Annotated in this window: 9 protein-coding genes and 1 pseudogene; 6 read left to right on the top strand and 4 right to left on the bottom strand. The window is 67.3% G+C overall.

Annotated features, from left to right (window positions below):
• From LQV45_RS10265 to LQV45_RS10255, 3 genes are all read left to right on the top strand, one after another.
• On the top strand, nt 1-1,797 hold a 1,797-nt coding region (locus LQV45_RS10265), incomplete at its 5' end, for a dipeptide ABC transporter ATP-binding protein (protein WP_230006922.1).
• A gap of 69 nt (nt 1,798-1,866) precedes the next feature.
• Complete coding sequence (locus LQV45_RS10260; RefSeq protein ID WP_230006921.1) at nt 1,867-3,564, top strand: ABC transporter family substrate-binding protein; 1,698 nt, start codon at nt 1,867-1,869, stop codon at nt 3,562-3,564.
• A gap of 139 nt (nt 3,565-3,703) precedes the next feature.
• Entirely contained in the window at nt 3,704-4,759 is a 1,056-nt protein-coding gene (locus LQV45_RS10255) for a Gfo/Idh/MocA family oxidoreductase (RefSeq protein WP_230006920.1), read from the top strand.
• Between the two features lie 177 nt (nt 4,760-4,936).
• Here LQV45_RS10255 and ald read toward each other — a convergent pair whose 3' ends face one another.
• Nucleotides 4,937-6,055 carry an alanine dehydrogenase gene (gene ald, locus LQV45_RS10250; protein ID WP_079555133.1) on the bottom strand — a complete coding sequence of 373 codons (1,119 nt, stop codon included), beginning with the start codon at nt 6,053-6,055 and terminating at the stop codon, nt 4,937-4,939.
• A 245-nt stretch (nt 6,056-6,300) separates the two neighbouring features.
• Between ald and LQV45_RS10245 the strand changes: the two genes are divergently transcribed.
• The gene (locus tag LQV45_RS10245) at nt 6,301-7,521 is read left to right on the top strand and encodes a CdaR family transcriptional regulator (protein ID WP_230006919.1); all 1,221 of its coding nucleotides are present in this window, start codon (nt 6,301-6,303) and stop codon (nt 7,519-7,521) included.
• 8 nt (nt 7,522-7,529) lie between these two features.
• Here the strand turns inward: LQV45_RS10245 and LQV45_RS10240 are convergent, their stop codons facing one another.
• The 3 genes from LQV45_RS10240 to ptsP all read right to left on the bottom strand — a co-directional run bounded on the left by LQV45_RS10240 (nt 7,530) and on the right by ptsP (nt 10,004).
• The gene (locus tag LQV45_RS10240; RefSeq protein WP_230006918.1) at nt 7,530-7,799 is read right to left on the bottom strand and encodes a hypothetical protein; all 270 of its coding nucleotides are present in this window, start codon (nt 7,797-7,799) and stop codon (nt 7,530-7,532) included.
• A 74-nt stretch (nt 7,800-7,873) separates the two neighbouring features.
• Nucleotides 7,874-8,296 (bottom strand): helix-turn-helix domain-containing protein, encoded by a 423-nt coding sequence (locus LQV45_RS10235; RefSeq protein ID WP_230006917.1) that lies wholly within the window; start codon nt 8,294-8,296, stop codon nt 7,874-7,876.
• Between the two features lie 22 nt (nt 8,297-8,318).
• Nucleotides 8,319-10,004, bottom strand: a complete 1,686-nt coding sequence (ptsP, locus tag LQV45_RS10230; protein ID WP_230006916.1) for a phosphoenolpyruvate--protein phosphotransferase — start codon at nt 10,002-10,004, stop codon at nt 8,319-8,321.
• Between the two features lie 184 nt (nt 10,005-10,188).
• Here ptsP and LQV45_RS10225 point away from each other — a divergent pair, with 184 nt between their 5' ends.
• Both LQV45_RS10225 and LQV45_RS10220 read left to right on the top strand, forming a co-directional pair.
• Nucleotides 10,189-10,917 (top strand): TetR/AcrR family transcriptional regulator, encoded by a 729-nt coding sequence (locus LQV45_RS10225; RefSeq protein ID WP_028277575.1) that lies wholly within the window; start codon nt 10,189-10,191, stop codon nt 10,915-10,917.
• A 58-nt stretch (nt 10,918-10,975) separates the two neighbouring features.
• A pseudogene (locus LQV45_RS10220) lies at nt 10,976-11,355 on the top strand (PTS mannose transporter subunit IIA); the annotation flags it as partial.

Below are 11,355 nucleotides of genomic sequence, written 5' to 3'. Positions count from 1 at the left end.
CTGTCCTCCCTGACCCCGGTCTACACCGTCGGCACCCATATCATCGAGGCCCTGACCGTCCACAACCCGACCATGAGCAAGCAGGCCAAGGAGGCACGCGCCGTCGAACTCCTGGGGTTGGTCGGCATCCCCAGCCCGAAGGACCGGCTCAAGGCCTTCCCGCACGAGTTCTCCGGCGGCATGCGCCAGCGCGTCATGATCGCCATCGCGATCGCCAACAACCCGCGGGTTCTGATCGCCGATGAGCCGACGACGGCGCTGGACGTCACCATCCAGGCGCAGGTCCTCGAGGTGCTCCACGCCGCCCAGGAGGAGACCGGCGCCGCGGTCGTCATGATCACGCACGACCTCGGCGTGGTCGCCGGCATGGCGGACGACATCATGGTGATGTACGCGGGCAGGCCGGTGGAGACCGGCAGCGTCGATGACATCTACTACAGCCCGCGGATGCCCTACACGATGGGCCTGCTCGGTGCGGTCCCGCGCGTGGACGTCGCGGAAAAATCGTCGCTGGTGCCGATCGACGGCATCCCCCCGAACCTCACCCAGCCGCCCACCGGCTGTTCGTTCGCGCCGCGGTGCCCGCTGGCCAGCGAGGCCTGCCTCGACGGCGAACCTGACCTTCGGGCGGTGGCGCCCGGCACCGGGCACAGCGCCGCGTGCATCAAGAGCGAGGCCCTCGCCGACGTCGATGTCCACACTGTTTTCGCCGTCCCGGCCGTGCCGGTATCCCGCTTTGACAGCCTTCCCCGGCACGAACGCAAGACTGTCCTGGAACTCCGCGACGTCAGGAAGCACTTTCCGCTGATGAAGGGCGCCCTGATCAAGCGCAGGATCGGCACGGTGAAGGCCGTGGACGGGCTGAGCTTCGATATCCGTGAGGGCGAGTGCTTCTCGATCGTGGGGGAGTCGGGCTGCGGAAAGACCACCACCCTGCTGGAAATCATGGAGTTCCACAAGGACCAGGACGGCGAGGTGGTGATCGGCGGGCTGAGCAACAAGCAGGCCGCGGACGCCCGGGCCAAGAGCGCCATGCGCAAGGAACTGCAGATGGTGTTCCAGGATCCCACCGGGGCACTGGATCCGCGCTTCACCGTCTACGAGGTCCTGGCCGAGCCGATGGAAAACCTGGGCATGCCCAAGGCTGCCATCCGGAAGCGGATCATGGAGCTTATGGAGCTGGTGGGCCTGCAGGCGGACCACGTCAACCGGTTCCCCAACCAGTTCTCCGGCGGCCAGCGCCAGCGCATCGGCATTGCCCGCGCCCTCGCGGTGAACCCCCGGCTGGTGGTCCTGGACGAGCCCGTCTCCGCCCTCGACGTATCGGTGCAGGCCGGCGTCATCAACCTCCTGGACAAGCTCCGTGCCGAACTCGGCCTCAGCTACCTCATGGTGGCCCATGACCTCTCCGTGGTCCGGCACATCTCCAACCGCGTTGCCGTCATGTACCTGGGCAAGATCGTGGAGATCGGCGACGTCGACGCCGTCTTCGACAACCCCCGCCACCCCTATACCCGTGCCCTGCTCTCCGCGATCCCGGTACCGGATCCGGAGCTGGAGCGCACCCGCGAGCGGATCATCCTCCAGGGCGACCTGCCCTCGCCGCTGGAAGCGCCGGCAGGCTGCAACTTCGCCACCCGCTGTCCCGTGTTCGCGGCCCTGCCGCCGGCCAGGCAGGAGAAGTGCCTGACCCTGGAGCCGGCCCTCGAAGCGTCCGCCACCGACCAGCAGTTCGCCTGCTTCTACCCGGACGGCGAACTGGACGCGGACATGCTGGTTGTCCACGAAAACCACTGAATCACCGGACCAGCACACCACCCGAGAACCCACGCATCACACTCGCATGAAAAAAATGAAGGGGATCACATGAAAAATCGGACCAGGATCGGCGGCCTCACCGCCGTCGTGGCTGCCCTCGCGCTGACCGCTTGCGGCAGCGGTGGCGCCTCAACCACCGCCCAGAGCGCCAAGGCACAGGATGCCTCCGGCGACCTGAGCAAGCTGGTCAGCGTCAACGCCAAGAAGGCCGCCGACCTGCAGCAGGGCGGTACCGTGACGCTGCCGCTGGGCAACATCGGACCGGACTTCAACGGCTTCTCCAACGCGGGCAACTCGGCGGACAACACCGAACTGCACTACCCGATCGACGAGGCCGGCTACGTGGGCTGCTGGAAGCTGGACTTCGACGGCACCGCCAACCTCAACAAGAACTTCTGCGAAGACTTCAAGAGCGAGGTCAAAGACGGCAAGCAGACCATCACCATCAAGATCAACCCGAAGGCCGCCTACAACGACGGCACCCCGATCAACGCCGCCACGTTCGAGAACACGTGGAAGATGCTCAATGGCCAGAACAAGGACATCGACATCGTCAGCTCCGGGGCCTACGAGTTCATCGACTCCGTCAAGGCGGGAAGCAGCGACAAGGAAGTCGTTGTCACCACCACACAGCCGGTGTACCCGCTCAGTGACATGTTCGGCGGCTTCATCCCGCAGACCGTGAACACTCCCGAAATCTTCAACACCGGCTTCACGGGCGAACTGCACCCCGAGTGGATGGCGGGCCCGTTCAAGGTCGACAAGTTTGACTCCGCCGCGAAGACTGTCTCCCTCGTGCCGAATGACAAGTGGTGGGGCGAGAAGCCGGTCCTGGACAAGGTGATCTTTCGCCAGCTGGAGGCCAGCGCCGAAATCGCCGCCTTCAAGAACGGCGAAATCGACATGGCCGACGGCCGCACGCTGACGAAGTACAAGCAGCTTGAAGGCTCCAAGAACTCCGAGGTCCGCCGCGGCCAGCGCCTCTTCGCCGGCGGCCTGAACCTCAACGCCCTCAAGGCCCCGCTCACCGACGTCGCAGTCCGCAAGGCAATCTTCACCGCCGTGGACCGCCCCGCCATCCGCGCCGTCCGCTTTGGCGGACTGAACTGGGAAGAGAACAGCTCGGGCTCCATGATGCTGATGCCGTTCTCGAAGTACTACCAGGACAACTACCCGGTCAAGGAAACCGGCGCCGACGCGGCCAAGAAGGTCCTGACCGAGGCCGGCTACAAGGCCAACGCCAAGGGCATCATGGAAAAGGACGGCGTCCCGGCGTCGTTCAAGATCACCAACTTCGGTGACGACCCCACCGGCCTCGCCACCGTTCAGACGCTGCAGAAGCAGCTTCAGGCGGCCGGCATGGACGTTGGCATCGACCAGCGCGGTGACGCCGACTTCGGCAAGGTGGTTGGCAGCCGCGACTTCCAGCTCACCATCAGCGGCTACACGGTAGGCGCCGACGCCACCTCCGGCGTGAAGCAGTTCTACGATTCCAAGACCAACGAGAACGAACTCGGCGACGCCGAACTGGACAAGGCCATCAAGGACCTTGCCTCCATCCAGGATGACGCCCAGCGCAACAAGGCCGCCATGGACGTCGAGAAGAAGCACATGGAGAAGTACTTCTCCATGGGCGTGATCATGAACGGCCCGCAGATCTACTTCGCCCGCACGGGCCTGGCCAACTACGGTGCGGCCCTGTTCCAGACCCCGGACTGGAGCGTCGTCGGCTGGCAGAAGAGCTAGTCCCGGCAAGCACCACGCACTAACAAGCAGCACGGCCGAGGCCGGTGCCCCTGGAAGCTTCCGGGCGGCGCCGGCCTCGTTCGATTAAGCCCTGCCGGACAGGCGCCCCGGTGCATGCCCAGCCGGTAGCCTTGGCACCATGAGCAACGATTCAACCCGGCCCATCCGCACCGCCGTCGCCGGTTTCGGCCTTTCGGGCAGCGTCTTCCACGCCCCGTTCATCGCCGCAAACCCGGCCTATTCGCTCGATGCCATTGCCACCTCCGACGCCGCCAGGAGATCTGCCGCCGCACACAGCTATCCGGCGGCCAGGATCGTCGACACCCCGGCCGATATCCTGGAGCTCGCCGGCGAACTGGACCTGCTGGTGCTCGGCACGCCGCCCGCCACCCACTACCCACTCGCGAAAGCGGCGCTGGAAGCCGGCCTCGACGTCGTCGTCGACAAGCCCTTCGCTGTCAGCAGCGCCGAGGGGCAGGAGCTCATCGACCTGGCCGGGCGGCTGGGCCGGGTGCTCACGGTGTTCCAGAACCGGCGCTGGGACGGCGACTTCCTCACCGTTAAAGCCCTCATGGACACCGGAGCCTTCGGCACCGTGAGCCGCTTTGAGTCCCGCTTCGAGCGATGGTCGCCCGACGTCCCCAAAGCATGGAAGGCGGTCGCAACGGCGGACGACGGCGGCGGGGTGCTGTTTGACCTCGGCACCCACCTGCTGGATCAGGCCGTGCAGCTTTTTGGGCCGGCCACGCTCATTCACGCGGAACTGGCGGCCCGGCGGCCCGGAGCCAAGGCGGACGACGACGTTTTCCTGGTCCTGCGGCACAGCTCCGGGGTGACCAGCCACCTGTGGATGAACATGCTGTGCGCCCAGCAGGGCCCGCGCTACCGCATCCTGGGCAGCGAGGGCGGTTTCACCAAGCACGGCGTGGACCCGCAGGAGCCGTACATCCTGGCCGGTGGAAGCCCGCTGGATGCCGACTACGGCGTGGAAGATCCGGACTGGGCCGGGCTGCTGGGGCGCGACGGGCACCTGGACCGGCTGCCCACCGAGCGCGGCGCCTACCCCGAGTTTTACCGGATCCTGGCCGCCAAGATCGCCGACGGCGGCGCAAGCTCGTCGCTGCCCGTCCCCGTCGACCCCGCGGGCCCGCTGCAGGTGCTGCAGCTGATCGAGCAGGCCCGGTCCCTGGCCTAGGTTCTCGGCGCGGTGCGGGCTTAAACAGCCATCGGCTGCTCCTAACTGCCCTTCTGAGTGTCCAAAAAAGGGCGGTTTGGGCCCACACCGGCAGGGTTCCCTGGCCGAGCTTGGGAGGCGAGGGGGCCGGTGGGGAGGAGCAGCCGATGAAGTGCTGGCTACGCGGAGATGTGCTGGCTACGCGGAGACCAGCTCGTGCCAGTCGGCGACGAGGGGCAGGTTGTGCGCCTCGGAGACCGAGCGGTGCGCAACCTTGCCGCCGGCGATGTTCAGGCCGGCGGCAAGGGCGGCGTCGCGCTCAAACGCAGCCTTGACACCCAGGTTCGCCAGCGAGACGGCGTAGCGCAGGGTGACGTTGGTCAGCGCGTACGTGGAGGTGTTCGGGACGGCGCCGGGCATGTTGGCGACGCAGTAGAAGATCGTGTTGTGGACCTTGTACGTCGGTTCCTGATGCGTGGTGGGGTGCGTGTCCTCGAAGCAGCCGCCCTGGTCCACGGCGATGTCCACCAGCACGGAGCCGGGCTTCATCCGGGACACGAGCTCGTTGGTGACGAGCTTCGGTGCCTTGGCGCCGGGGATCAGGACCGAACCGATCACGAGGTCGGCGTCGACCACGGACTTCTCGATCTCGTACTTGTTGGACGCGACAGTCTTCAGGCGGCCCTGGTACTGGGCGTCCAGCTCGCGCAGGCGGTTGATGTTGATGTCCAGGATGGTGACGTCGGCACCCAGGCCCAGGGCCATGGCGGCAGCGTTGGTGCCGGCAACACCTGCGCCGAGGACAACGACCTTGGCCGGACGGACGCCCGGGACGCCGCCGAGCAGCACGCCCTTGCCGCCAGCCGGCGCCATCAGGGACGTGGCGCCGACCTGCACGGACAGCCGGCCGGCAACCTCGGACATCGGGGCCAGCAGCGGCAGGGACCTGCCCTCCTGGACGGTCTCGTAGGCGATGGCGGTGACGCCGGAGTTGATCAGGGCCTGGGTCAGTTCCGGTTCGGCGGCCAGGTGCAGGTAGGTGAAGAGGATCAGGCCCTTGCGGAAGCGGTGGTATTCGGCCTTGACCGGTTCCTTGACCTTCAGCACCATGTCGGCGCGGCCCCAGACGTCGTCGGCTTCGGCGACGATCTCGGCACCGGCGATCGCGTATTCCTCATCCGTGATGCCGGAGCCCAGGCCCGCGCCGCGCTCGACGAGGACCTCGTGGCCGTGGGTCCGGAATTCATGGACGCCGGCCGCCGTGATGGCGACGCGGAACTCGTTGTTCTTGATCTCTTTGGGTACGCCGATGATCATTTGTTAGCTCCAGTAGGTGGTGGCCTCGTGGGCCTGGATGAGCGGGGGATTCGTACTTCCAGAATAAATCCCGCTGTGAGGCACGCGACAGGTGCCGCCGCCGGGCGTTGGGCGCCCGACGCGTCATTCCGGGGTTTTTCAAAACCGGGGATAGACATTTGTCGATGGAGCGGGCGTCAGGTGTCGGCTGGTGTCCGTCCCGGCTGCATTCGCAGTGCGGCGGGCGGGGGCAGTAGTCTGGCAGGATGCAGCAGCAGGACGTGGAGCAGCTCGTGGAGCAGGTGGCGCAGCGGCTGGGCCGCGGCCTCTCCCTCGAGGACCTCGACGGTCTGCTCCTCGCCTACAGTTCCAACCAATCCCATGCGGACCGCGTCCGGGTGAACTTCCTGCTCAGTAAGCGTGTCCCCGTGGACGTCATCGCGTGGCAGCTCTCCCACGGGATCGCGACGGCGGTCCGGCCGGTCGTCGTGCCGGCCAACGCGGACCTCGGCATGCTCGGGCGCGTGTGCGTGCCGCTGCTGGTGCGGGGCTTCCGGGTGGGGTACCTGTGGGTCCAGCTCGACGCCGATGAACCCAGCGCCGCGACCGTCCTCGCCCAGCTGCCGGACGTGGCCCCGGAGCTGGAACAACTGTCCACCCTGCTGCTGGATTCCAATACGGCCGAGTCCGAGTTCCGGCGCCGGCGCGAACAGGAGTTCCTGGCCGCGTGCGCCGGCGAGGCCAACGCGGCGGCGGCCGTCGCGGGCTGGAAAGAGGTCCAGGGCAAGGGACCCTGGCAGCTGGTGACCGTCCTGGACGCGGATGGCTGGGCCGGTGGCTCGGATCCCATCGCCGACACGCTCATTCACCGCTCCGCGGCGCTGCAGGCGACCATCGGGGTGGACGCCGCACTGTTCAGCGCCGGCACGGAGACCCACGCGGTGGTGCTCTTCAAGGAATCCACGGGACGCGCCGACCACGCCCAGGTGCTGGTCCACTACCAACTCGAACTCGCCAAACGCTCCGGGCGCACGGTCCGGCGGATCATCCTGGGCACGTCCGAGGGATTCGCCAAGCCTCGGGAACTGGCCGAGGCCTACCGGCAGTCACGGCAGGCGGCCCAGGCCGCGGCGGTGGATCCCCAGTTGGGCGAGCTCGTCGACTGCCGGGCCACCGGCGTCTACCAGCTCCTGGCCTCGGCCGGCGGCGGCGCGGGAGCCTGGGCAGACGCGGGTTCCGTGTATTTCCGCCTCCTCGAGGACCATGACCGCAACCACGAGCTGCTGCCCGTGCTGGAGCTGTTCTACGACAACGACGGCTCGGTCCAGGAAGTCGCGGCCAAACTGCACCTGCACCGGAGCAGCATCTACAACCGGCTCGGCCGGATCCGCCAGCTGCTGGGCGTGGACCCGTTGAAGGGAATGGTGCGGCTGGAACTGCATGCCGGGCTCAAGGCGCGGCGCTGGGCTGGCCGGCCCAGAATCTAGCGGCGCGCTTAGCCCTCGCGCTTGGAGGGGTCGGCGTCGAGGGCCGGCTTCGCGTCGTGGCCAGCGTCCTGGCCAAGGTCCTGGCCGGGGCGGGCGATGCCGGCGGCACTGCGGCGGCGGGAAATCCGGCTGTCCACCCAGAGCGACACCGCTACGAAAGCGACGCCGCTTGCCAGATACGTGGCGGTGTTGTTCAGGCCCATGGCGGTTCCGAAGATGCCAGCGAGCAGCATGGCGGCGATCCCTGCCACGATGTGCCACCCTCTGAATTTACCCACATTCCAAGCTTAACCCGCGGGATATCAGTGCTTCCGCGCCGGACCGGGATCGTTGCTTGATCCTTATCACTGCTTCATGAAGCACTGGCAGCCTCGTCATCCTGGCCGGCCGGCGTCCCGGCGCCCGCACCGTTCTTCTTCTGCGTTTCGAGCCACGCCATGATGTCGGCCAACCGGATCCGGCGGTGCGTTCCGCGGTATTCCACCGGGATCTCGCCGCGGTCGGTCATGTTCCGCAGATACGTGTGCGAGATCCCCGCAAGCTCCGCGGCCCGGGACGTCGTCAGCATTTCCTCGACGCTGCTGACCGTCACGGCCTCGCCGCGGCTGAAGCGGTCCAGCAGATCGACGACGGCGTCCCGCGCCGCGGGCGGCAGCCGGTGGACGGTGCCGTCCACGAACACCGTGATGTCGTGGCTGCCGTCGAGGGCGTACCTGAGGTTCTGCGCATCCTCGGCCGGGAGGCCGGCCGTCACCCGGGGGGCTATCAGTGCCATGAGTGCATCCTAGCGGCAGCAGCTACAGCCCAAGGTCCTCCAGAACCGGCAGTTTTGCCCGCACCCAGGCCCGGGCCTCGGTAGCGCTCGGCGCGGACAAGGCCAGCTTGGCAAGCTCCCGGGCTTCAGCCAGGGTGACGGTCTTCAGCACGGCGGCGACGGCCGCGATGGAACGCGCCGTCATGGACAGCGTGGTGACGCCCAGCCCCGTGAGGACGACGGCGAGGGCAGGGTCCGCCGCGGCCTCGCCGCACACGCCCACCGGCTTGTTGTGGCCCTCGGCCGCGGAACCTTCCACGGTCAGGCCCACCAGCCGCAGTACGGCCGGCTGCCAGGGGGTGTTCAGGGCGGCCAGCGGGCCGAGCTGGCGGTCGGCCGCCATGGCGTACTGGGTGAGGTCATTGGTGCCCAGGCTGGCGAAGCCGACCTCGCGGAGGATGGCCTCGGCCGTCAGCGCCGCCGACGGGACCTCCACCATGACGCCGGGCGTCTTGATCCCTGCCGCGGCGCACAGCGAGGCAAAGCGGGCCGCCTCCTCAGCGGTGGAAATCATCGGGGCCATCACCCAGACGTCCGCCTCGGATGCCTTCTCCGCCAGGGCAATGGCCTGCAGCTGGCGCTCCAGGACCCCGGGCGTGGTGAAGTCGGTGCGGTAGCCGCGGACGCCCAGGGCCGGGTTGGGCTCGGTGGCGTCGGTCAGGAACGGCAGCGGTTTGTCCGCTCCGGCATCCAGCGTGCGGAGCACCACTTTCTTGCCCGGGAAGGCGTCGAAGACGCCCTGGTAGGCGGCGGCCTGCTCCTCCACGGTCGGTTCGGTGTCCCGCTCCAGGAAGCAGAACTCGGTCCGGAACAGTCCCACGCCCTGGGCGTTCAGGCCGGCCGCGGCCACGGCGTCCTTGGCGCCGCCGACGTTGGCCAGGAGCGGCACGAGGTGGCCGTCCGCCGTCGTGCCGGTCCCGTCGAAGGCGGCAAGCAGCGAGGCGGTGGCGGCCCAGTGGGCTGCGGCCGCGCGCTGGGACTCGTCCGGGTTCGCGGTGATGAGGCCGGCCGCACCGTCCACGTACACCTCGGTGCCGTCGGCGAGCTCGTCGACCCCGACGGCGGCGACCACGGCCGGCAGACCCAGCGAGCGGGCGATGATCGCGGTGTGGGACTGCGGGCCGCCACCGGCGGTGACCAGCGCCAGGACCTTTTCCGGATCCAAGGTGGCGGTATCGGCCGGGGCCAGGTCCTCGGCGATGAGGATGAACGGGGTGGGGGACACGGGAATGCCCGGCGCGGGGACCCCGCGCAGTTCCGCCACGATCCGGGAGCGGACATCCAGGACGTCCGTGGCGCGCTCGGCCATGTAGCCGCCCAGGTTGTGCAGCATCTCCGAGACCGAGGCGCCGGCTTCCCAGATTGCCCGCTGCCCGGAGGTGCCGCGGCCGATCAGTTTGGCGGCGGATTTGAGCAGCATGGTGTCGGTGGCCATGAGGGCCGTGGCCTCGAGGACGGCCTTGCCGTCGCCCGAGACGGTCTCGGACCGGGCCTTCAGTTCGTCGTGGACGGATTTCGCCGCGGCCTTCAGCGCCGCCGTCGCGTCCTCCGCCGTGACGCCGGCGGGAAGCTGCTCTCCGGCAGGCGGTTCGCTGATCGGTTTGGGCATCTGCCGGACGGTACCGATGATGCGGCCGGGGCTAACGCCTACTCCTGGGAAGTTCTGCACTGAAGGTCCTCATTTTCTGTCGTAGGCCAGTGGCCACTAAGCCGGTAAACCAAGTGCCGCAGCGACCCTGCTGATCATCTGCGCCTGCGGCTGACGGCTGCGGCAGCGGGCGGGTCACGGCACCTGGAAAAATTGTATGTGATGCAGTTCATATAGCGTTGCTATAGGTGCTAGGGTAGCGGTTATGAGTATCGATGGCCAGCTACCACCCAAGGCCCGGCTGCTGCGTGCGGCCGCCGAGCTGCTGGCCAACTCCGGCGGATCCGCAGTCTCGACCCGCCAGATCACGCAGCTGGCCGGTGTCACGGCACCGACCCTCTACCACCACTTTGGTGACAAGGAAGGGCTGTTCGACGCCGTCGTCGCAGCAGGTTTCGACGAATATGTCGCGGGCGAACGTGACTTCGCGCCCTCTGGCCAACCTCTGGAGGACATCCGGAGGATGTGGGACAACCATGTCCAGTTCGGGCTGAAACAGCCGGAACTGTACCTCGTCATGTTCGGCAATATCCGCCCTGAGAGCCGCCCGGCCATCGTCGCCGATGCCGAGGCCCTCATGGAGGAAATGCTGAACAAGGCGGCTGTCTCCGGCCAGCTCAACGTCCCGCCCAAGGAGGCGGCCAGGTCCATCCTGGCGGCCAATGTGGGCATGACCCTCATGCTGATCGCGGAAAAGGTGCCGGAGCGGAACCTCGAGCTCTCCGCCATGACCCGCGACGCCATGATCTTTGCGGTTTCCACCGAGCAGGCCCGGGACAACGGTTCTGTGGACAGCGGAAAGTCCTCAGTGGTTGTGGCGGCCATCGCATTGAATGCAGCACTCCAGGCGTCCCACTCGGACCAGCTCTCCAGCTCGGAACTCAAGCTCTTCCTCGAATGGCTCCACCGGATCTCCAACAGCTCCACCAGCTAGCTCGGCGAAATTATCGGACCATCCTGCAATGCAGCGGGAACGACGGTTAGGAACTCACATGGCAACAGAGACAGTTGCGAAACCACGCACCAGCATGCGCGTACACGTCCAGAAATTCGGGACGTTCCTGTCCGGAATGATCATGCCCAACATCGGCGCCTTCATCGCCTGGGGCTTCATCACGGCGCTCTTCATCCCGGCCGGCTTCTTCCCCAATGCGGAGCTCGGCAAGCTTGTCGGGCCCATGATCACGTACATGCTCCCGCTGCTGATCGGCTACACCGGCGGCCGGATGGTCTACGGCGTGCGCGGCGGCGTGGTGGGCGCGGTGGCCACCATGGGCGTCATCGTCGGTACCGACATCCCCATGTTCATCGGCGCCATGATCCTTGGCCCGCTCACTGCCTGGATCATGATGAAGCTGGACAAGATCTGGGA

This window comes from Microbacterium sp. Bi128 (genome assembly GCF_918698205.1).
Note: the sequence above shows the minus strand (reverse complement) of the source record. Positions and strands in the feature narration are given on the sequence as shown.